Genomic DNA, 20,963 nt, shown 5'->3' with positions numbered 1-20,963 from the left:
TCTGCGCAAAGTACGCATGAAAACGCCATTCTCGGAAATTGAAATTTCCTTATATGTCGTTTAAAAAAAACGTTTTAAAATGTAGTTACGACAGACACGCACATATTTTTAAATAATTTGCAGAAAACGGGCAAAACCGTTCTTTTTTGATGAAAAGCCAAGAAGTAAAGATATTGAGATAATCTTGCATAAAGAATACAAAAAGTCAAGATCTCGGTTTAATTTTATAATTTGGCGGCCTGCGCATGCAATATCGGTCGGTCGGCCGCATCGGTCAATATTGCCGAAAACTGCGATTTTACATATTATTAGTCTATATGCAAAGTGCGCGCGAGTTTCGGACAATGCCGAAACGTCGCTTATAGGAAACATGATGGCTGATACTGTAGACAACGATTTTTTATTTTGTCCCAAGTGCGGCGGAAAAAAGGTTCAATACGCCGACGATAGAAAATGGAATTGTCCCGACTGCGGCTTTAAACTGTACAACAATGTCGCCGCAGCCGTAGGGCTTGTGATCATTGATGAAAAGGGCGGCGTGATTTTTGAAGTTCGTGCAAAAGAACCGAAAAAAGGATTTCTCGCTCTGCCCGGCGGATTTTGCGACCCCGGCGAAACGGCAGAAGAAGCTGCCGTTCGCGAATGCAAAGAAGAGCTCGGCGTCGAACCTGAAAAGGTATCCTATCTGTGCAGTTTTCCCAATGTTTATGATTACAAGGGCATCAGATACAAGACCTGTGATCTGTTTTTTGTTGCAAAGATGGGAATTTCAAAGTCCGGGGCTCTTGTGGACAGCATGCATATTCAAGACACGGAAGTTACAAAACTCGTTTCAAAACAAGTTTACAGCGAAAGCGACATAGACAAACTTCCACTGGCTTTTGAGTCTGCAAAAAAAACTTTGCGCTTTTGGCTTTCAAGTGCTAAGGCCGATAAGCAGGAGTAAACTGAAAATTGAATGCTTATGTCGTTTTACCGGCGGTCTTAGGTTTTGCCGGATGTTTTTCGGTCATAGTTTCCGTTCCGCTGCGGAGTAAAAAATATGCCGTAAAGGCGGGCAAGTGTGTTTTACCGCTTAGACGGGGAAACGCTTTGGCCGCTAAACTCAGCTTTTTAATGTGTGTTTTGCTCGTTTCGCTTTCCTTGCTCGGAAGGCTTTCCTTTTTAATAAATTGTATAGTATGCGCTACGGGAATTTTAGGCTGCGAGATAACGGCTCGCAGTTTATTCATAAAAAAGTTCAAAGGCGTTTATGAAAACGGAATTTTCATAAACTATCCGTTCATATCATACGGCGACATATACAGCATACCTGCATTTTTGTGGGAAGATTCCGCCGAGGCACTTAAAGGCAAAACATCACTGCAGATTGTCTTAAATAACGGAAAAAATATTACGCTTTCCTTTGAAAGCGAAGAGGAATTTTCAAAAGTAATTCCTTACTTATCCACAGGAGTTCATCGATGAATAAGCCCCTGATCTGTTTGACGCTGACTAAAAAGACAATAAAAGAAAACGTTGAGCTTATAAATCGATACCGCCGCTACATAGACTTGGCGGAACTTCGCGCCGATTTTCTTGAAGAAGACGAACTTCTTTCAATAAGGAGATTCCCCGAGCTCGCACAAATTCCCGCCATCCTCACGATCCGCCGTAAAATTGACGGAGGACGGTACGTAGGAGGCGAAGGCGCCAGGACGATGCTGTTTGCGAGGGCATTGGCTTTTGCCGAACACGATATGCGTAAAAATTTTGCGTATGTGGATTTTGAAGATGATTTTTACGTTCAAAGTTTGCAGGACGCCGCGCTCGCTTTCGGGATCCACATCATCCGCAGCAAACACGACATGGAAGGTCCCGTAAAAGATCTTGCAAAGTGTTTTAAAAAGATGTGTAAAACTTCCTATGAAATTCCCAAAATCGCATGTATGCCGCACAGTCTTTCAGACGTAACCGAAATTTTTAAAGAATGTCAAAACATGATGGAACAGCCGCACATAATATGCGCTATGGGGCCTATGGGGCTTTCCACCCGCATTCTGGCTCATAAAATCCATTCGTATTTAACCTTTGTTTCGCCAGAGGAATCTGGGCTGCGGGAAGTGATAGGACAGATAGACCCTGTTGCGATAAATGAAGTTTACGGCTTCCGTTCAATAGACGAAAACACAAGGATTTTCGGCGTTACCGGCTGGCCTTTAAAAAAGACAAACAGTCCCGAGCTTCACAACGCGGGATACAAAGATCAGAATATCAATGCCGTATACATTCCCGTTTGCTCGCCCGACATAGGGCAGACGATCGAATTTGCAAACCAGATAGGCATGGAAGGACTTTCCGTTACGGTTCCGCACAAAGAAAGCGTTTTACCGTTTTTAAAAACCGTTTCTCCGCAGGTGGAAAGGATCGGCGCATGCAACACGATCATGCGTAAAGAAGACGGTTCGTGGACAGGTTATAATACCGATGCTACCGGGCTTGTAAATGCGCTTAAAGTTTTTTTAGGAAGCGACAGTTTAAAAAACACAAAGGTTTCGATCATTGGAGCCGGCGGCGCCGCCAAGGCTGCAGCTTACGCCGTAAACACGATGGGCGCCAAAGCGTGTATATTTAACAGAACTCTTTCAAAGGCAAGGGCTATTGCAAAAAAATACGGCTTTGACTACGCTCCTCTGTCTCCCGACGGATGCGGTAAACTTGAAGAATATTCTTCGCTTATAATCCAGACGACTTCAAAGGGAATGGAAACCGAGTCCTTTTCTGCGGAAGACGACAATCCCGTTTGGTTTTACGAGTTTACGGGAGATGAAAAACTTTTTGACATAGTGTATGCGCCTGAGGTAACGCCCGTTATGGCGCAGGCCAAGGCTGCAGGCTGCAAAGTATGTAACGGCCTTCCGATGCTGCTTGAGCAAGGATATGAGCAGTTTAAGCTGTTTACGGGCGAGGAGTATAGGCAAAAAAAAGCGGGAGAAGCATATGACTCAAAGTGAACAAAAAAAGCTGGCGGCCGAAACAGCTGTAGATGCTATGATAAGCGAGGGCAAAATATTCAGCGGGATGAAAATAGGACTCGGCACCGGTTCGACGGCAATGCCGGCGGTTCACAGGCTTGCCGAGCGCATAAAAGACGGAACTCTTAAGGATATTAAGGCCGTAGTAACAAGCTTTCAAACTTCAAACGCCTGCCAGGATCTTGGAATTCAAGTTTATTCCATGAACGACAGAGTTATAGGAGGGCGCCTTGATCTTGCCGTTGACGGCGCGGACGAGGCCGACGCACAAAACAATCTTATAAAAGGCGGAGGGGCGGCTCTTTTGCGCGAAAAAATTGTGGCCTATAACTCTTCCTTATTCGTTATTGTGATAGATGAGTCTAAGGATGTAAAATCCCTAGGCACAAAATTCCCCGTTCCGGTAGAGATCGTAGGGGACGCCCGAGTTCCTGTTACCGCCGCTCTTGAACGGCTCGGCGCCGAATGTACGCTTCGCGAAGGGGTGAGAAAGTGCGGTCCTGTTATTACCGACAACGGAAATCAGATTTTGGACTGCCTTTGGCAAAATCCCGTAAATCCGCCTGAAATGGAAGCAAAGATTGCTGAAATAGCGGGCGTTGTTGAAGTAGGGCTTTTTACAAAAAATAAGCCGATCATATTTGTCGCTCATGAAGACGGCAGCGTTTTAAGGCGATGATCGTATGCTAAGCTAATAAGCGATGTTTCGGCGTTGCCCGAAACTTGCAGTTTAACCGGATCGCGATATTTCAGCGGTCGAAGTTAAACCTCACTTTTTATTAACTGTGCGCCGCTCGAAACTTCGCGCTTATGCGCTCGTTGCGGAGCACGCGCACTAATTGCACTCGGTCGGAAATTGAAATTTTCTCACTCGTGCAATTTTAAGAAAGGACTTGTTATGTCATTGGATTGCGGTATTGTAGGACTTCCTAATGTTGGAAAATCGACTATATTTTCAGCTTTAACTGCAGCTCCGGCAGCTGCGGAAAATTTTCCGTTTTGCACTATAGAGCCGAATATCGGTATTGTCGATTTGCCGGACGAGCGTCTTGACTTTTTGGAAAGCGTTTTCCACCCTAAAAAAAAGATTCCCGCTTGCGTAAAGTTCGTAGATATCGCAGGGCTTATAAAAGGAGCGGCGAAGGGAGAAGGCTTGGGGAATCAATTTTTGGCTAATATCCGCGAAACGAGCGTGATCGCCCATGTAGTGCGCTGCTTTGACAACCCCGACATAATGCATGTACGTGAAGACGCAAAAGCAGAAGCTGAAATAAATCCCCTAGACGATATTCTTACGATCAATATGGAATTGGCGCTTGCCGATCTTGATACCGTAAATAAAAGGCGGGAAAAGGTTGAACGTTCCGTACGCGCTCTCGGCAAAGATGAAGAAAAAAGACTTTCCTCATGGATGAGCGCCGTAGAAAAGATAAAACCGTTCCTTGAAGAAGGCAAGGCCGCAAGGCAGGCGGAACTTACGGACGACGAAAAAAAATCCGTATACGATATGCACCTTCTTACGATCAAGCCTCAGCTTTATGTTTGCAACATAGACGAATCTTCGATTCCGTCAGGTTCAAATAATTACGTGGAAACGGTTAAAAAGATTGCCGCTGAAGAAGGCTCCGACGTTGTTGTGATATGCGGAAAATTCGAGGCGGATCTGTCGGAGATAACGGATCCTTTGGAGCGCAAGGAATTTATGGAGTCTGCGGGATTAAAAGAATCCGGTCTTACAACCCTTGCCCATAAGGCCTACGGATTAATGGGCTTGCGTACTTTTTTTACGGGCGGAGAAGACGAATGCCGCGCATGGACTATCCGTAAAGGGGATACGGCTCCTAAAGCCGCCGGCGTTATCCACACCGATTTTGAAAAAGGGTTTATAAAAGCCGAAGCCTATACGATAGACGATCTTCGTAAGTACGGCAGCGAAGCTAAGATAAAAGAAGCCGGAAAATACCGCATTGAAGGCAAAGATTATGTAGTCCAAGACGGCGACGTTCTTTTCTTTAAATTTAACGTATAGGTTCAAGCGGGCTTCGGCTTACAAGTTTTAAAATGATTTTTGCATAAAATATTCGATCAGGTCAATTTATATGACAGGGAATTTTATGCAAAAAAAAATTGTCCGTATTTTTAAAATTATGCGTTATGTGATCTTTTTTACGCCGCTTTTTATACCGCTGCCGTTAAACGCCTTATCGCAGTTCAAAGTGGCGGGGGACAACGGAGCGAAGATAAAAGTCGTAAATTGGAACGTCCAAACATTTTTTGACGCGCAAACGGACGGCAGTGAATACAGTGATTTTAAAAGATCGTCTTCAGGATGGGGAAGAGATGCTTATGTAAAGCGGCTTGAACGTTTATGCGAAGCTATAAATGTTCTGGATGCGGATGTCTTTGTGATGGAGGAAATAGAAAGCAAGGGCGTGTTGTATGATATTTCGAACAAACTCGCTTCCAATTCATGGCGCAAAAAAAAGATGTACGGTTACGGATGTTTTTATAAGACGCCGGGTACGTCGATAGGATGCGCCGTGTTGTCGAGACACCCGCTTTCGGATTTGAAAATTCACTCTCTGGACATAAAAACTGAAAACACGCAACAGCCTTCTCTCAGGCCTCTCATGGAACTTACTCTTATTGCCTCAGGGAAAAAACTTATTCTCTATGTGAACCATTGGAAGTCTATGGCCGGCGGAGAAGCTAAAACTGAAATCTGGCGGCGCTGGCAGGAATCCGTACTGGGGAAAAACGTGTACGATTGTGTACACGGCGGTCTTACAGACACAGTCCCTGCGGTTCTTTGCTGCGGAGATCTTAACTGTAACATAACGAAATTTGCCGTTTGGAAAGATGTTGCCGGTCTTGTTTCATACGGCGGTTTGTCAAAGTCCTCCGATATGTGTAACGTTTTTCTTCGCTACATTAAAGCGGGAAATTTCGGCGTATGCGGCGTATATTCTCCGTGGATCTTATCCGACGGAAGACGGATAGAAGGAGGCAGTTACTATTATAATAAAGCATGGAATACGCTGGATCATTTTTTCAGTTCGGGAACCGCAAAAATATCGAATTTTACCGTTGAGAACAAGGGACCTTGGGCGGATGAAGCTGGAATCCCTATAGGATATAAGGTCTATACCGGCAGGGGATATTCGGATCACCTGCCCGTTTCATGCACGGTCGAATTTTAAACTGTGGAACGGATAGGCGGGAGAATACATAAGTGCCGGCGGATAACCGTGAAAACGCATAAGTGCGGGCGAGCAGCTGCGGACAACTTTCGGCCGTGTATAAATAAAAGAAACCGGCTGAAGTTTTTGGGCTGTTCCGCCGCCGGCCTGCCTTTAAAATTCCCGAGACAAGACTATTGCCCGTAGTAGGCGTTGGGGCCGTGTTTTCTTAAATAGTGTTTGTCTATGATGTATTCGGGGAGCGGCGTTGCGCCGGGGTTTACTTGTAATGTGATGCTTGCCATCTTGCTTACTTCTTCAAGAACTGCAGCGTTATATACCGCATAGGAAGGCGTCTTTCCCCAAGCGAACGGTCCGTGACCTCCGACTAAGACCATGTTCACTTCGGCTGGATTGTATTTCAGGTTGCAAAAATGTTGAACTATCGCGTTCCCGGTTTCAAGCTCGTAATTCTTTTTTACCATCTCTTCCGAAAGATACGGAGTGCAAGGAATTTCAGTCTGCACGTGATCCGCATGTGTGGTTCCGAAAAGGGGAATAGGGCGCATAGCCTGAGCCCAGGCTACCGCATAAGTCGAGTGGGTGTGTACTATTCCTCTCATCTCAATTCCGTCTTTTACGGCGAATTCTCTGTAGAGCACGCAATGCGTAAGAGTGTCCGACGACGGATTTAGAGAACCTTCGATTTTTTTCCCGTCCAAGTCCACTACGACCATGTTTTCAACGCTCAGTTCGGGATAAGGCACGCCCGACGGCTTTATTGCAAAGACGCTCTTGCTCTTGTCGAACGCCGAAACGTTGCCCCATGTATAAATTGCCAAATGCTGAGCCGGAATTTGCATATTGGCTTCGAAAGCTTCTTCTTTAAGAGACTGATAAATACTTGCCATAATTTACTCCTCTTCCGCAAGGTTTGCAGCAGCGTTTTTTTGCCGCGTTCAGGATCTTTAGTCGATAGCTTCGATCGCCGCTCGCTCCACCGCAAGACCTTTTTTATAATTTTTAAAAAATGCATTGAATCCGTCTACGTCGGATTTTTCAGGCTGTATTGTAACCCGTCTGTTTTCTTTAAATACCTCGTCGTTTAAAAAATCGCCGAGCGGCTTACCGGGGTTAAAAGCCTCCTTTGCGGCGTATGAAGCCAGTAAGGCGATTCCCCAAGGGCCTCCCTCGCCTGCGGTTTCAAGCGTAGAGACAGGAGTATGCATCGCCGCGGCCATAATGGCGGCGCCTACGTTTTCAGTCTTAAAAAATCCTCCGTGCCCGGTTAGACAGTCTATCTTGACGTCTTCCTTGTCGAACAGAATGTCCATACCGATGCGGAGCGCCCCCAATGCCGTAAAAAGCTGCGCTCTCATAAAATTGGCTAGAGTAAAGTTGTTTTTTTGCGTCCTCATAAAAACGGCTCTGCCTTCATTCATTCCGGTAATGCTTTCTCCTGAAATGTAGTTATAAGGAATAAGTCCACCGCAGTCTTTGTCTCCTTGAAGCGCCAAAGACAAAAGCTTGTCGTATAATTTACTTTTTTCGATTTGGTTTCCGGTCGCTTTAAGGACTTCTGCAAAAAGATTAAGCCATTGATCGTATTCGCCCGTGCAGTTGTTTGCGTGTGCCATCGCAACCAGGGCTCCGTCGGGCGTCGTCACCAAATCTATTTCATTGGCATAGACTTTGGAAAGTTCTTTTTCAAGGACGACCATTGCAAAGACGGAAGTTCCTGCCGAGACATTTCCCGTGCGTTTCGCCACGCTGTTCGTCGCGACCATGCCCGTACCGGCGTCCCCTTCGGGAGGGCACATAGGTATACCGCTTTGAAGATCCCCTTCCTTGTCGAGTAAAGTCGCTCCCTCCTCCGTTAGTGTTCCCGCCCCGTTTCCTGCAAGAAGAACCTCAGGTAAAAGCTGTTCGAGCTTCCAAGGGTATTTTTTATCTTTTACAAGAAGATCGAATTGTTTTATAAATTGCCCGTTGTATGTGCCGGTCTTTATATCTATAGGAAACATTCCCGAAGCGTCTCCGATGCCGAGTACCTTTTTGCCTGTCAGTTTCCAGTGAATAAAACCCGAAAGCGTTGTAAAAAAGGCTATGTCGGGAACATGTTTTTCATCGTTTAAAACGGCCTGATAAAGGTGGGATATGCTCCACCGCTCCGGAACCGGGTAGCAAAAAACGGAAGAAAGTTTTGCTGCGGCCTTGCCGGTGATAGTATTGCGCCATGTTCTGAATGGAACCAACAGTTCATTGTCTTTATCGAACGCAAGGTATCCGTGCATCATTCCGCTTATTCCTAAGGCTCTGAAATTTTTTACGGTTACGCCGTATTTTTCTTTTACATAGGCTTTCAGTTCGGCATAACAGCCGGAAAGCCCCCTCATTACTTCGTCGAGCGGGTATGTCCATATTCCGTTTGAAAGAGTGTTTTCCCAATCATAGCTGCCTTGAGCGATCGGTTCGTTTTGTGAATTTATAAGCACGGATTTTATTCTTGTAGAACCGAATTCTATGCCGAGAACGGCAATACCTTCTTCAATTTCTTTTTTGTTTTTTTCAAAATCGGCGTTCATATCACTCCTATAAATTGCATGAGGAAGAAAATTTCAATTTTCAACCGAGTGCAATTAGTGCGCTCTTTGCGACGGTTTAATTTCTTATTAAAGATTACGGTATCACAAATTCTTTACCGATTCAACACATGCTCGACACGTGTGCGGTCGGAAAATCACGGCAATATGTGCAGTCGAATATGTGCGGCTGAATATTGATAAAAACCTAAAGTCAGGGTAGTCTTTAATTAAAGTATACTTTTATTTTGGAAAATAAATGAAAAAAAATTTTATCTATGCCGTTTTTTTTGCGGCGGTTTGTTTTAAGCCGTCTTTAGTGTCGTCCGCCGATTTCGGCGGCGTATTGTCCAAGGCGACTTCCGGCGCGGCGGGGCAATCTGCTGCGGACGTGCAGCCTGCGACAGCTGTGCAACTTGCCGCGGCTCAATCCGCTGCGGGATCAACCGCGCTCGGTAACCCTTCAACACAGGATTCCGGCGTCGAAACCGACGAAGTTATGATTCCCGGTTATGCTAATCCTTACCGATGGAACAGAGAATTAAAAGGTGAAGCCGTAAACTTTAAAGAAATTTGGGGATATGTGATTCCAGACTATATCGACGAATACAATAAAAATGCGATGCTTACGGACATAGGTCTTTTTGCCGCGGAAATAGATATCTTTGGAAATCTTTCAAAAGTGCCGCAAAGATCCGCCGTAGCGGATTTTAAGGGCAGAGTTCACTTAACGGCCGTCTGCGACAGCCGCTCTTTAAGTCACTTCGTCTTAAGCTCCGGCAAACTCCGCACTCAGGTGGCCAATGACCTTGCGCTCGCAGCAAGGGAATTTGACGGCGTTCAGATTGATTTTGAACTTGTCCCTCCCGAAGATGCGGAAAATTATCTTTTATTTTTAAAATATTTGAAAAAGAAATTGGGGAAAAAAACTTTAACGGTCTGTGTCCACGCGAGGGTAAAGACCTTGGATCGGGATGCGGAGTCTTATTCGGAAATAGGCAAAGTTGCAGACAGAATAATGATTATGGCCTATGACGAGCACTGGAGCACAAGCGCGCCGGGCGCAATCGCTTCTATGGACTGGTGCCGATCCGTAGCCGAATATGCCCTTTCTTTGTGGCCTGCCGAAAAATATATCATGGGGCTGCCTTTTTACGGCAGAACATGGCCGGAAGAAAATTGGCGCAAGGCATGGTATTTTGAAGGAATAAACCGGATCATGCACGAGAATAATGTGGACGTTGTCATAAGAGAAAACGATGTGCCGTATTTTTCATTTAAAAAAGAAATATCGGTTACAGGCTGGTATGAAGACGCTCACTCGGTCGTGGAACGCTCAAGAATGTACAAGGATATGGGGTTCCAAAGCTTGGCTTTTTGGAGGATGGGACAGGAAGACGCGGCTGTTTGGCAATGGATAAAGAGCTTTGACTGAGTGTGCCGCCCTGTTTTGATTATCGACTCCGCCGCTGATGTTTCCGTTTGGTTTTGTCCGATCGATTGATCAGACGATCTGCCTGTTATCTGTATATCGGATTATCGGATGAACCTCTCGGCGTCCTTGCAGCGCTTAACCTGCGGCCTAAAGTACCTTCCTAAGTTCATATTCAAGTATGTCCGTCGCTCCAAGCTCTCGCAGCTGCGGCAATAAAACCGGAACTTCGCTTTTTTTTACGGCGATTTTTATTGCGTAACCGCTGTCTCCGTAAAGGGGCGCTACAGTGGGACTTCGCATTGCAGGAAGCCCTTTAACAAGGGCTTCGAATTTTTCCTTTGAACAGTTCATTTCAAGCATAACGCGATCCCTTGCGTTTATGACGGCTTCAAAAAGCATTTTAAGTTCCAAAATCTTTTGCTTTTTCGCCGGATCCTTCATCGCTTTTTTTGAAGCGAACATGCAGGTTGAGCTTACAAGGATCGTGTCCACTATGCGGAGCCCGTTTTCAGCTAAGGTGCGGCCGGTAGCCGTATTGTCAATGATCATGTCCGCATCGTCCGGAGGAAATACTTCCGTCGCCCCGTACGTCCTTACGATAAGAAAATTCATCTTTCTGTTTTCAAGCCATCGGCGCGAGATTTGTTCGTATTCGGTTGCTACTATCACCCGTCTTTCCGTTAAAGTTTTGTCGTCGATAGAATTTGGAACCGCCGCCACTATGCGGACTCTGTCGAACCCGAGATCCGTGATCTCTTCCACGTCTGCGCCGGTTTCCATAATCCAGTCGCGTCCCGTAAATCCTACGTCGTGCGAGCCGAGTTCAAGCAGTTTACCGATGTTTTGCGGTTTCATCACCTTTGCTTCAAGGTCGTCTTGATTTACGGTAGGGCGGTACGCTCTTTCGGGAAGATCGATTTTTATTCCGGCTCCGTTTAAAAGAGAAACGACGTTTTCATATATTCTGCCTTTCGGTAAAAGGATCTTCAATTTTTCCATGATAACTCCTATAAAACGACATATGAGGAAATTTCAATTTCCGACCAAGTGCAATTCGTGCGCTCTTTGCGCACAGTTAATAATTCTCATAAAGTACGCAAAGTATATATAAAAAACAAAAGGTAGGCAATCAAAGTTTTTGCGGCCCGGCGTCAGTTGCGCCGCCTCGCGTTCCGCCTTTTTCTTTACGCCGATACTTGTTTCACGCTCGTACAGTCTCCGCTGCGGTTCCCTAGGACTCCTGTCCGATTTCCTTTGTTGCTAATTATTTTGAAATACTTTATTGTATATTCCGTCGGAGGTTTCTAAAAACCGCGTCGGTTTTCAGAGAGCCGTGTTCCAAATTCATTTAAAAGAGGCGCCCGTTATGGATAAACATAGTGAAGAGATTCTTTCATTGCTGCGTGAAAACGCACGGCTTTCGATCAATGATATTGCCGCAATGACAAAATTATCCGCTGCGGATGTAGGGAATATCATTAAAAAACTCGAAGACAACGGCGTCATAATGAAGTACGCCGCTATCGTAAATCCCGAAAAGGATGAAAACAACAGAGGAAAGGTCTGTGCCGAAATAGAAATTCAGGTAACTCCTCAGCGAGAACACGGTTTTGACGCTATTGCCGACAGAATTTGGCGTTTTCCGCAGGTAAAATCGCTTTATCTCATGAGCGGCGGATATGATCTTAAAGTGATAATCGAAGGAGAGACTTTAAAAGAAGTCGCTTTTTTTGTTTCAAGCAAACTATCCACTTTGGAAGGCGTGCGTTCCACAAAGACGCATTTTATACTTAAAACATATAAAGAAAACGATATAGTTTATGCGGAAGCCGAACGTGACCGCCGCGAAGGGGTCACAGCGTAATGAACGACAGGGAGGATAGATTTTCTTCGAAAATTTTGGAAACTCAACCGTCCGGAATCCGCAAATTTTTTGATCTGATTATAGGGCGTGACGATATAATCTCTTTGGGCGTAGGCGAACCTGATTTTCCTACGCCGTGGCTCATGCGCGAAGAAGCGTTTTATCACCTTGAAAAGGGACAGACGTCATACACTTCAAACCGCGGCCTTCTTGAACTGCGCGAAGAAATCGCAAAGTACCTTGAACGCTATAAACTTTTCTACGAACCTAAAGCGGAAATTCTTGTCACAATCGGCGTATCCGAGGCTGTGGATGCGGTTTTACGCGCCATATTGAATCCCGGCGATGAAATTATCGTGTGCGAACCCTGTTATGTCAGTTATCAGCCGCTCGCTTCGTTGTGCGGCGTAAATATTATCCGCTTGAACACAAGGGATAACGGATTTATTCCTTCCGCCGAACAGATAGAAAACGCGATAAGCCCCAAAACCAAGGCTGTCATGCTCTGTTCGCCGAACAATCCCACAGGACGCGTTATTCCCGCGCAGGAATTGAAAAAAATAGCCGAAACGGTAAAAAAACACAAAATCTGGTGTTTAAGCGACGAAGTTTACTGTGAACTTGTCTATGACGGAGTCAAACACGTTTCAATAGGCAGTTTTTCGGGAATGAAGGACTATACTGTGGTTTTAAACGGATTCAGCAAAGCATTTGCAATGACCGGCTGGCGCATAGGCTTTGTTGCCGCCCCCGGCGATTTAATGGAGCAGGTAAATAAGCTTCACCAGTATTCGACAATATGCGCGCCGATCATGAGCCAATATGCGGCTGCGGAAGGACTTCGAAACGGCTGGGCGGAAGTTGAAAAAATGCGAACAAGCTATCGGCAAAGACGCAACCTGATGTATAATGCATTTTGCAGCATTAATCTGCCGTGTGCGGAGCCCGAAGGTGCGTTTTATATTTTTCCGGATATACGTTCCACTTCTCTTTCAAGCGAAGAATTTGCCACTCGGCTCATAGAAAAACATCAGGTGGCGGTGATTCCGGGCAGCGTTTTCGGAGAAGCGGGAGAGGGATTTGTCCGCTGTTGCTATGCGACAAATATCGATAAAATAAAAATCGCCGTTTCGCGCATTGCGGACATGATAAAGGAATTACAATAGTAATTTTTCTACGGAATTCTGCCGATATTATACATAAAGGGAATCTTGTCTTCTGCAAAGAGATATTTTCGGCAGACGGCTGGAATATGCGTTTTTGCGACGCTTTTATTTTGGGGGATTTTTTATAGCAGATGTTTAGTCTTTTTCCTATCGTTATAGTGTCCGTTGTCCTACTCGGCGTTATAGCTCTTATTTCCGTTTTGTCTTCGAAAAGATCTTCCGGTAGAGGTAAAAAATCAATGCCGGAAAAAAAGGATGATTCGAGAATAATAAAAGAGGCGACAAGAAAACTCAAGCAGGATCCGCATCACACGGCTTCTTTAGTTGAACTGTCCGACTGTTATTTCCGCCGTCATGAGTGGGAAAAAGCCTTTCCGCTTTACAACACTTTGGTTGACATCGCAAGGCTCCATCCCGAAGTTGATGAATTTACGGTTGCTCTCAGGCAGGGAATTTGCGCGTTAAAACTGGGTAAGACTCAAGATTCATTTAAAGGGCTTGCCGTCGCATACCGTTTAAAACCGGATGATTTTGACACGTGTTATAACCTAGGCATTGCTTGCTATGAAAATAACGATTTTGCCCGCGCCATTCCGTGTTTAAAAAAAGCCCTTGTAGTAAGGCCGGACACAAGTTCCGTTTACAGACCGATGGGGCTTGCGCTCTATAAATCCGGAAAATTCAGGGAAAGTCTGAATTTTTTGCGCAGAACCATCGACGAATATCCCGACGATAAGGAAATACTGTTTGCTATGGCGGACGCCATGTACGAATCCGGTTACGGCGAAAAGGCGATGAAAATCTTTATGCACTTGCGCCCCGATCCTGTGTACGGCCCGCGCTCTTGTCTGGCTACGGGAAAGATGAATTTAAATGCAAAGCAATACGATAAAGCCCTTCAGGATTTTGAAATTGGTTTGAGAATACCCGACGTGCCGCCTGAAGTTGCGGTGGAGCTGCGTTATAACATGGCTCAGACCTGTTTTGCTTCCAATAAAATTGCTTTAGGACTGGACCTTCTCAAGCAGATACAATCGATAGTTCCGACTTATAAAGATGTCGCGGTTTTAATGTCGCGTTATCAGGAATTAAATCAAAACACCAATTTACAGACGTATCTCATGTCGGGAACGAGCGACTTTGTCGCCCTTTGCCGCAAGGCTGTGGTTACGTTTTGTCAAAATTCTTTTGTAAAGATACTCGACATCACAGTTAACCAAGACAGCGCGGACATCCTTTGTACAGTAGAAACTACAAAATGGGAAGATACCGAATTGTTCCGATTCTACAGGACTTCCGGCGTAGTTGGGGAATTATTTGTTCGCGAATTTCACAATAAGATAAAAGACACAAAGGCCGACAAAGGAATTTGTTTTGCAGCCGGAATGTTCAGCGAAGGCGCCCATAAATACATCGAAGGCCGCCCTATAGACCTTGTCGAAAAAGATGCTCTTATTAAGCTTTTAAAACGAGTCGCTTCTCCTAATTGATCCGATACTAACTAATCCTTCTTTATTATGACAAGATTTCTCTCTCTCTTTTTGTCCCCTTCGGCGTCAGTAAGATAAGGAACGAAAAGTTTTTCTACCGAATAATCTTTTATCGAGTATGAAAGGCCTTTCATCTCTTCTGCGATCTTTTCTTTTTTTGCCTTGTAGGCTGCGGCAAAGCCCCCCGGAACGACCGTGTTCATCACCGTGCTTAAGATTTTTTTGTCCAGCGGTCTGAAGGCGCGGAATACCGCAATATCAAGACTTTCAGGCTGCATTCGTTCGGCTTCGATATTTTTAATGCAGACATTTTTCAGATTCAGTATGGCGGCGCAGTTTTGTAAAAAAGCGCACCGTTTGCTCATCCTCTCGATGAGTACGAATTCCGCTTTAGGTAATGCCGCCGCCAGCGGAATGCCCGGCAATCCCGCTCCCGATCCGATGTCGCCTATGGTGATTTTATTTTTTTCCGCTCGTAAGGATTTTTCCAAACGCAGAATAATCGGAACGGCGGAAAGGCTGTCAAAGATGTGGTTTACGATTATTTCGTTGCGATCGTCAGTGTTTACAAGGTCGTAGGCGGAATTGAAAAGACGGATTTCTTTGACATAGACTTCCATCTTTTGGGCAAGAGTCTGTAAAGGGCAAAGATCCGCTTTTCCGTCTTGATGTTCCTGCCGTAAAGAATCGTTTTCGTTAAATCCCAGTTTTAAAAGTCCGTCATTGATATTGATGAGTTCTGCCATAGTTTCTTTAAAATTTCAATTTGTGCGGCAGCTGAATTCAAGCACACTTTCCTTATTCTTAACCATAGCCAAATGATTCCTTATAACCATAAGAAAATCTATGGCGACTTTTTCATCACTGCCGGAGTTTAAGCTTGACGATGCGGAAAAACCGCCGGTGTCGCCGGATCCTGCCGAATCGGATCGGCCGGCTGATCTGGACGGATTCGGCTGTCCAGACGAGTTAGACGGATTATACCGGCTGACCGAACTGGGCGGATTTGACTGTTTAAGCGAGCCGATAGAATTGGCCGAGGAATCCATGCCGCTTTGCCGAGCGGCACTTAATAGAAGGGCTTCGCCGTCCGGTTCACTTCGGCTGAGGCGGTAATCGGAGCCGTTACCGTCTTTATCATTAATTCCGCTGTGTATGGAAATAAAACTGCCGGTTCTAAAAGCATAAAGATCTTTTATCGCTGCAAGGTCGTACAGTTCCGAATTTTCATTTATATCATTTTGCATTACGGCGGCTTTTACTCTGTAAACTTCCTGTCCTCCGCTCCTTCCTGCTGGAACGAACAAAAAATAAAATGTTTCGGAATACGGTTTGTTTCCCTGATCGTATAGACGGTCGCCGGCAAGCAAAAATGGTTTATTCCTTTCTATTCGGCTGAAATAAATGCTTCTGCAGGACGGATATATGTCTTTGCCGTTTACTATAAAACGCAACACGGACGCGTCGGACGATATGTTTAATATATTTGATTTATTTTCTTTTTTGAAAAGCGAAGCGGCGTCTTTTTTTATTTCCCTGAATTTGTAAATGATTTCGGGCAGATCCGCATTTTTACCGGAAAAAAGCTCTTGTGTGTTTGAAAGAAGTCCTTCTTCGTTCAGTTTTATAAAATCGAAAGCGGTGATTATTTCATCTTTATCATCGTCGGAGTTTGAAAGATCTTCCTTCGAATCTTGCGGATCTTGCCGTTCCGAAAGAGCGGGAGAAGACGATCGGGCGTCCTGTTCGTACTGTTCTGACAGGATGTCCTTTATGTTGGTTTTTCCCGGAACATACCAAGCGTTGTCTTGAGACGGAGAAGCGATGCTCGACGTCCCAGACAAGGACATCGCATCCGTTTTTCCCACCTGTTCGGGGAAGTTTTGAGCCGAAACGGTATGTAAAACATAGAAAAAAATCGCTAAGAGCGGGTTTTTCGAGACGCCCAAAAGCTTTAAGATAGCGGCTTTACATCTGCGCAAGGCTTTCCTCCACAAATTCCAGCCGCCGGGTAAGGCTTGAAATCATTTTGTTCAGGCGATCGCGTTCTCTTTCAAGTTTTTCTTTAGGATCAATTTTTTCAGCTTTCTTTTTCAGCATCGCCCGTACGGTGTCCGGCGCTTTCCCGGACAAAAGCTGCTGTTCGGCGGCAGCGCGTTCATCGGGCCGCTTTATCTGCGAAAGCAGCTTCATGTTGTCGAATCCTACGGCGGGATCTGCCGGAACGAGAGACGTCCTTGTTATGTCCCTTGCGCTAGCCCTTGGAAGACACAGGATTCTGTCGATATAGTCTTCATAGCGGATTCCTGCGGCTTCGCAAAGTTCGTGAGCTTTTGCCAAAAGTTTACCGAATTCCTGCATTAGGCGGCCGTTAGTCTCTATGTATTCTTTTTTTATTTTTTCGGTAAGCGCTTCAAGTTCCGGAGAATTTTCAAGTCCCAATACATAGTATCCTTTTTGTTCGGCAATTTCCAAAAGTTCGTGAAATTTGGCCCAAAACGCCTGAGTGTGGATTCTTGAGCCCTTGGGAGGCTGACGGCCGCCGGATTCCGCGAGCTGCTTTTCATTTATAAGGTGATGCGTATATTCGTGAACCGCCGTATAAACAAGCTGATTGTCGGATTTGAAATTCTTATTGTGCAAAAGAATTTCGTACGTTTCGGGCTTATAAAGGCCGTTGACTTTTTTGCTTGCTTTGCCGGTCATGGTTACCGTAAAGTCGAGATCGGTTCCCTGTATATCAAGTAAAATTTGTTTTATTTTTGCGTTGTCCACGTTTTTCCTTATTATGTTTAATATCAATTTCGAGCTTTATGAAATTCGAGGTTTTCGATTCTTTTGTTGCTCGATGAAATGATGCGTTTTGAAAACGAGATCCTTAAGGCGAGGTTCCAGCAGCGTGACGCCGGTGCCGCTCACAGAATTCTACCTTAAAAGCTCGACAAAAGCTCGACCGCGTTTTTAAAGGTTCCCGTATATTAACACATACTTTGTCTTCATTCTAGTGAAGGCATTGATTTTTTTACATATCGGTGTAAAAATTTAACATTTGAAGGCGCTGTCGGCAAAATATGTCGGCGGGCGAAATGCGCCTGCAAAGGATACCGACGGGAAAGATGCGCCGCCGAAAAAAAAGTTCTACGGGCAAATTGCACCGACTTAGGATGTAAAACCTCTAAAACCGGATATAAAACCGGCCGGCTAGTCCAAAAGCCCCATGTGATCGAGGATGACGGAAGCTGCGACTGTCGCAGCGGTTTCCGTCCTGAGAATTCGGCTTCCCATGCTGCATAGCGTAAAGCCCGCCTTTTCAAAAAGGCGGCGTTCATTATCCGTCCATCCGCGTTCGCTGCCTATCGCCGCTACTATAGGGCGCATATATCCGTTTTTTTTGTAGGAAAGGCCGTCAATTTTATTCTTTTTTAAAAACTCCGAAAGAGAACATTCCGCATTGATATTATCCAAGGCAATTTTAAGCGGAGGAATCGTTCGGTTTGGCGGGCGGCTATGCGATGGCGCGTTGCATGTATAAATCCCGGACGGCGCATCATCGTGCGAATCGCTGTTTTTTTCGACGGATGTTTTTTTTGTACGGCCTTCGGATGAGTTTTCATTGTCTTTGCCGGTTGCGGCAGAGAAGTCCGAGTCAAGACATTCTTCGAGCTTTGAATGCACGCAGAGCTCAGGTAAATGAGTGCTTCCCGCTTGAGAAGTGCCGTCGATCAGCATTTTTCGCGCGGCGTCGCTTTCTATCAGAGTTGACTTCAAATACGATTTTTCACCGAGTTCCGTACCCGTTAAATGAATGCTTTTCACACCGAGCCCCGCCGCATCGCGCAAAAGCCGCCTAAGCTGTATCGGGCGCGGAAACCCTATGATCATGCTTAGAGGATACGGAGGTTTACCATCGTTTTCCGCCGTAAACGAAAATTCGATCTGTGTTTTGGGAACAATACGCAAGACTGTTGCGGAGCCGGCTTTGCCGTCGATTATTCCCGCCGTAAAAGAGTCGCCTTCTTTTTTATGAAGGATTTTTATGAGATGCTGAGCCCTTTCATCCTGCCACAAAAGAGGTCTGTTTATTTCTTCTTCGGAAAAAAGACATATGTTCATCGGATAAAAAGTATAAAAAGAAAAGGATAAAAGGACAAGGTTTCTATCAAAGCCGAAACGTCGCTGATTATAGCTGTGCGCAATATGTATTTGCAGTTCTGTCGCATAACATGATAGAATAGGAATATGTTTGAAAAAGAAAAATTAACCCCCGCTCAGACTGTCGTCCGCGAAGTCTGTCGCGTTAAAAAAAATGAACGTGTCTTAATCGTTACAAATCCGTCTATGGCGGCAATCGCTCAAAGCCTTTATACGGCTCTGCTGGAAGAAGGCGCCGTTCCCGTGCTGATCTATCAAAGCGTGAAAACGCTGTTGGATACGGCTTCGCCTGAAGTCATAGCAGCTCTTAAAACCGAACCTGACGTTTTCTTTTCGATTTCGGAGCAAAAACTCGGAAAGGACAGCGAGGCGATTGCAAAGCCTTACGTATCCGAAAGCGGCGAAAAATTCGACCATATTTTTAATTTTTTAATCGGCGGTAAAAAAACTATGAGAGCGGTTTGGACTCCCGGGCTCACGGAGAATATGTTTGAGCGCACGGTATGCATAGATTACAAGCTGCTTTCAGAGACGTGCAAAAAACTTTGCAAAAGATACGAGGGAGTAAAAACCGTCCGCGTTACGTCTCCCGGAGGTACAAACGTTGAAGTTCCGGTTTGGGGACGAAAACCTATGAGCGACAACGGAGATTTTTCGGAACCCGGCTCAGGCGGTAACATACCGGCGGGAGAAGTGTTTATAAGTCCCGTTGTAGGATCGGGAAATGAAGGGACGCAGGGAAAGATCGTTTTTGACGGTTCGATGTCTTTTAGCGACGGAACTTCGCTTTTAAAAACTCCTATCGCGATAGAAGTTGAAAACGGTTTTATAACTTCAGTTACAGGAGGCGACGAAGCCAAGCGCCTTTTAAAATCTATTACCGATGCCGAAAAGACGGCCGTTCAAATGGAAAAGGACGGAAAACTGCCGGAAGGGCAGGGCGCCGTCTATAAACGCAACGCGCGCAATATAGGCGAGCTCGGCATAGGGCTGAATCCTGCCGCATCGATAGGCGGGAACATGCTCGAAGATGAAAAAGCATTCCGCACATGCCACTTTGCCGTAGGAATGAACTATGACGGAGATGCGCAGTGTCTTATTCACCTTGACGGAGTGGTTAGGGATCCTACGATAACGTTTGTGTATGAAGACAATTCGGAATTCGTCGTTCTTAAAAACGGAGATTTGCAGGGATTATAGCCGCGTCGCATTGCAACGAGCGCAAAGTGCAAAGTTCCCTGCGCCTTCTGCGGGATCATGCGGCTTGTATAACGCGTTCGTTTTACGTACAATTCCGGTATGTTAAAAAAGATCGGCGGGATCATAAATGCGAGATCGAAGGAAAATCAATATACGATAGGTTTTTTCGGAAGGATCTTAAGAAGCGTGTGGCCGTTTGTGATAAGAGGACAGGCCGCATATAAGATTCTCGTAATGCAAATACTTTTTACATTTGTGGAAGCCTTTGGCATATCTTCACTGCTCGCGCTCGGAATAGGAGCTGCGTTTAATGCGTTTGTGGAACCGTTTTTATCCGATCTTGCACAGCAAAAACTTATTTACGGGCTTTTAGTCAGTGTGATCACGCGTGAACTCGGGCCGCTCTTGACGGCGTTCATCATTATTGCGCGTTCGGCTACAGCTATCGCTACAGAAATCGCCGGTATGGTAGTGTCGCACGAAATAGAAGCGTACATTTCAGTGGGAGTGGATCCCATCGAACATATCGCCGTGCCGCGCTTTTTAGGCGTAACCGCATCGCTTATTCTTTTAAACATTTATTTTTGTATTTTCGGTCTGGCAGGCTCTTATTTTATTTCTCAACTCATAAATCCGATCCCTGCGGTAGATTATTTTAACAATATCCTTCAAGCGCTTACTCTTCCGGACATACTTATCACACTTATAAAAAGCGTCGCATTCGGAATGATAATTTCAGTCTTCGCTCTGCTTCAAGGGTTTTCGGTGGAAAGAGCTAGCACCGAAGTTCCCGTAGCGGGTCTAAAGGCCGTAAGCAGCTCGTTTGCGTGGTGCATCCTTGCGGACATATTGATTTCCGCGCTTTACTATATCTGAAGGGC

General features: G+C 45.4%; 19 protein-coding genes. 12 read left to right on the top strand and 7 right to left on the bottom strand.

Annotated elements, in window-relative coordinates; genetic code table 11:
• Positions 1-370 precede the first annotated feature (370 nt).
• The 6 genes from HRQ91_RS10215 to HRQ91_RS10190 all read left to right on the top strand — a co-directional run bounded on the left by HRQ91_RS10215 (position 371) and on the right by HRQ91_RS10190 (position 6,214).
• Complete coding sequence (locus HRQ91_RS10215) at positions 371-946, top strand: NUDIX hydrolase (protein ID WP_246473218.1); 576 nt, start codon at positions 371-373, stop codon at positions 944-946.
• Positions 947-954: 8 nt separating this feature from the next.
• Complete coding sequence (locus tag HRQ91_RS10210) at positions 955-1,467, top strand: hypothetical protein (protein WP_210119448.1); 513 nt, start codon at positions 955-957, stop codon at positions 1,465-1,467.
• On the top strand, positions 1,464-2,993 hold the full coding sequence (locus HRQ91_RS10205) for a type I 3-dehydroquinate dehydratase (RefSeq protein WP_210119447.1): 1,530 nt from the start codon (positions 1,464-1,466) through the stop codon (positions 2,991-2,993). Before HRQ91_RS10210 ends, HRQ91_RS10205 begins: the two co-directional genes overlap by 4 nt.
• Positions 2,980-3,693 carry a ribose-5-phosphate isomerase RpiA gene (gene rpiA, locus HRQ91_RS10200; protein ID WP_210119446.1) on the top strand — a complete coding sequence of 238 codons (714 nt, stop codon included), beginning with the start codon at positions 2,980-2,982 and terminating at the stop codon, positions 3,691-3,693. The genes HRQ91_RS10205 and rpiA overlap by 14 nt, the downstream gene beginning before the upstream one ends.
• A gap of 219 nt (positions 3,694-3,912) precedes the next feature.
• Complete coding sequence (gene ychF / locus HRQ91_RS10195; RefSeq protein ID WP_210119445.1) at positions 3,913-5,043, top strand: redox-regulated ATPase YchF; 1,131 nt, start codon at positions 3,913-3,915, stop codon at positions 5,041-5,043.
• An 85-nt stretch (positions 5,044-5,128) separates the two neighbouring features.
• Positions 5,129-6,214 carry an endonuclease/exonuclease/phosphatase family protein gene (locus HRQ91_RS10190; protein ID WP_210119444.1) on the top strand — a complete coding sequence of 362 codons (1,086 nt, stop codon included), beginning with the start codon at positions 5,129-5,131 and terminating at the stop codon, positions 6,212-6,214.
• Between the two features lie 173 nt (positions 6,215-6,387).
• Here HRQ91_RS10190 and araD read toward each other — a convergent pair whose 3' ends face one another.
• Positions 6,388-7,104 carry an L-ribulose-5-phosphate 4-epimerase AraD gene (gene araD / locus HRQ91_RS10185; RefSeq protein WP_210119443.1) on the bottom strand — a complete coding sequence of 239 codons (717 nt, stop codon included), beginning with the start codon at positions 7,102-7,104 and terminating at the stop codon, positions 6,388-6,390.
• Between the two features lie 57 nt (positions 7,105-7,161).
• Positions 7,162-8,778: a xylulokinase gene (locus HRQ91_RS10180; protein WP_210119442.1), complete on the bottom strand. Its 1,617-nt coding sequence runs from the start codon at positions 8,776-8,778 to the stop codon at positions 7,162-7,164.
• A 256-nt stretch (positions 8,779-9,034) separates the two neighbouring features.
• Between HRQ91_RS10180 and HRQ91_RS10175 the strand changes: the two genes are divergently transcribed.
• Complete coding sequence (locus HRQ91_RS10175; protein WP_210119441.1) at positions 9,035-10,210, top strand: glycosyl hydrolase family 18 protein; 1,176 nt, start codon at positions 9,035-9,037, stop codon at positions 10,208-10,210.
• A 147-nt stretch (positions 10,211-10,357) separates the two neighbouring features.
• Here the strand turns inward: HRQ91_RS10175 and hisG are convergent, their stop codons facing one another.
• On the bottom strand, positions 10,358-11,209 hold the full coding sequence (gene hisG / locus HRQ91_RS10170; protein WP_210119440.1) for an ATP phosphoribosyltransferase: 852 nt from the start codon (positions 11,207-11,209) through the stop codon (positions 10,358-10,360).
• Between the two features lie 367 nt (positions 11,210-11,576).
• Between hisG and HRQ91_RS10165 the strand changes: the two genes are divergently transcribed.
• The 3 genes from HRQ91_RS10165 to HRQ91_RS10155 all read left to right on the top strand — a co-directional run bounded on the left by HRQ91_RS10165 (position 11,577) and on the right by HRQ91_RS10155 (position 14,730).
• Positions 11,577-12,074, top strand: coding sequence for an Lrp/AsnC family transcriptional regulator (locus HRQ91_RS10165; protein WP_210119439.1), 498 nt, complete (start codon positions 11,577-11,579; stop codon positions 12,072-12,074).
• Positions 12,074-13,240 carry a pyridoxal phosphate-dependent aminotransferase gene (locus HRQ91_RS10160; protein WP_210119438.1) on the top strand — a complete coding sequence of 389 codons (1,167 nt, stop codon included), beginning with the start codon at positions 12,074-12,076 and terminating at the stop codon, positions 13,238-13,240. Before HRQ91_RS10165 ends, HRQ91_RS10160 begins: the two co-directional genes overlap by 1 nt.
• Before the next feature lie 131 nt (positions 13,241-13,371).
• Positions 13,372-14,730 carry a tetratricopeptide repeat protein gene (locus HRQ91_RS10155; RefSeq protein WP_210119437.1) on the top strand — a complete coding sequence of 453 codons (1,359 nt, stop codon included), beginning with the start codon at positions 13,372-13,374 and terminating at the stop codon, positions 14,728-14,730.
• Positions 14,731-14,741: 11 nt separating this feature from the next.
• On the opposite strand, the gene rsmG is transcribed toward HRQ91_RS10155, so the two are convergent.
• From rsmG to HRQ91_RS11770, 4 genes are all read right to left on the bottom strand, one after another.
• Positions 14,742-15,476 (bottom strand): 16S rRNA (guanine(527)-N(7))-methyltransferase RsmG, encoded by a 735-nt coding sequence (rsmG, locus tag HRQ91_RS10150; RefSeq protein WP_210119436.1) that lies wholly within the window; start codon positions 15,474-15,476, stop codon positions 14,742-14,744.
• Between the two features lie 15 nt (positions 15,477-15,491).
• Complete coding sequence (locus tag HRQ91_RS10145; RefSeq protein WP_210119435.1) at positions 15,492-16,712, bottom strand: hypothetical protein; 1,221 nt, start codon at positions 16,710-16,712, stop codon at positions 15,492-15,494.
• Positions 16,699-17,505: a hypothetical protein gene (locus HRQ91_RS10140; RefSeq protein ID WP_210119434.1), complete on the bottom strand. Its 807-nt coding sequence runs from the start codon at positions 17,503-17,505 to the stop codon at positions 16,699-16,701. The genes HRQ91_RS10145 and HRQ91_RS10140 overlap by 14 nt, the downstream gene beginning before the upstream one ends.
• Positions 17,506-17,931: 426 nt before the next feature.
• Positions 17,932-18,843, bottom strand: coding sequence for an RsmE family RNA methyltransferase (locus tag HRQ91_RS11770; RefSeq protein WP_246473217.1), 912 nt, complete (start codon positions 18,841-18,843; stop codon positions 17,932-17,934).
• Between the two features lie 126 nt (positions 18,844-18,969).
• Here HRQ91_RS11770 and HRQ91_RS10130 point away from each other — a divergent pair, with 126 nt between their 5' ends.
• Both HRQ91_RS10130 and HRQ91_RS10125 read left to right on the top strand, forming a co-directional pair.
• The gene (locus HRQ91_RS10130) at positions 18,970-20,082 is read left to right on the top strand and encodes an aminopeptidase (RefSeq protein WP_210119433.1); all 1,113 of its coding nucleotides are present in this window, start codon (positions 18,970-18,972) and stop codon (positions 20,080-20,082) included.
• A 99-nt stretch (positions 20,083-20,181) separates the two neighbouring features.
• Positions 20,182-20,958, top strand: coding sequence for an ABC transporter permease (locus HRQ91_RS10125; protein ID WP_210119432.1), 777 nt, complete (start codon positions 20,182-20,184; stop codon positions 20,956-20,958).
• Positions 20,959-20,963: the final 5 nt, after the last annotated feature.

This window comes from Treponema parvum, from assembly GCF_017893965.1.
In the GTDB taxonomy this organism is placed as follows: Bacteria; Spirochaetota; Spirochaetia; order Treponematales; family Treponemataceae; genus Treponema_D; species Treponema_D parvum.
This window is presented reverse-complemented; position numbering and strand designations above follow the sequence as displayed.

Excerpts from the sequence above, each read along its gene's own strand:
- HRQ91_RS11770 (WP_246473217.1), bottom strand. The coding sequence starts at position 18,843 with ATGAACATATGTCTTTTTTCCGAAGAAGAAATAAACAGACCTCTTTTG.
- HRQ91_RS10125 (WP_210119432.1), top strand. The coding sequence starts at position 20,182 with ATGTTAAAAAAGATCGGCGGGATCATAAATGCGAGATCGAAGGAAAAT.
- HRQ91_RS10160 (WP_210119438.1), top strand. The coding sequence starts at position 12,074 with ATGAACGACAGGGAGGATAGATTTTCTTCGAAAATTTTGGAAACTCAA.
- HRQ91_RS10175 (WP_210119441.1), top strand. The coding sequence starts at position 9,035 with ATGAAAAAAAATTTTATCTATGCCGTTTTTTTTGCGGCGGTTTGTTTT.
- HRQ91_RS10205 (WP_210119447.1), top strand. The coding sequence starts at position 1,464 with ATGAATAAGCCCCTGATCTGTTTGACGCTGACTAAAAAGACAATAAAA.
- HRQ91_RS10190 (WP_210119444.1), top strand. The coding sequence starts at position 5,129 with ATGCAAAAAAAAATTGTCCGTATTTTTAAAATTATGCGTTATGTGATC.
- ychF (WP_210119445.1), top strand. The coding sequence starts at position 3,913 with ATGTCATTGGATTGCGGTATTGTAGGACTTCCTAATGTTGGAAAATCG.
- araD (WP_210119443.1), bottom strand. The coding sequence starts at position 7,104 with ATGGCAAGTATTTATCAGTCTCTTAAAGAAGAAGCTTTCGAAGCCAAT.
- HRQ91_RS10180 (WP_210119442.1), bottom strand. The coding sequence starts at position 8,778 with ATGAACGCCGATTTTGAAAAAAACAAAAAAGAAATTGAAGAAGGTATT.
- HRQ91_RS10165 (WP_210119439.1), top strand. The coding sequence starts at position 11,577 with ATGGATAAACATAGTGAAGAGATTCTTTCATTGCTGCGTGAAAACGCA.
- rpiA (WP_210119446.1), top strand. The coding sequence starts at position 2,980 with ATGACTCAAAGTGAACAAAAAAAGCTGGCGGCCGAAACAGCTGTAGAT.
- hisG (WP_210119440.1), bottom strand. The coding sequence starts at position 11,209 with ATGGAAAAATTGAAGATCCTTTTACCGAAAGGCAGAATATATGAAAAC.
- rsmG (WP_210119436.1), bottom strand. The coding sequence starts at position 15,476 with ATGGCAGAACTCATCAATATCAATGACGGACTTTTAAAACTGGGATTT.
- HRQ91_RS10155 (WP_210119437.1), top strand. The coding sequence starts at position 13,372 with ATGTTTAGTCTTTTTCCTATCGTTATAGTGTCCGTTGTCCTACTCGGC.
- HRQ91_RS10215 (WP_246473218.1), top strand. The coding sequence starts at position 371 with ATGATGGCTGATACTGTAGACAACGATTTTTTATTTTGTCCCAAGTGC.
- HRQ91_RS10130 (WP_210119433.1), top strand. The coding sequence starts at position 18,970 with ATGTTTGAAAAAGAAAAATTAACCCCCGCTCAGACTGTCGTCCGCGAA.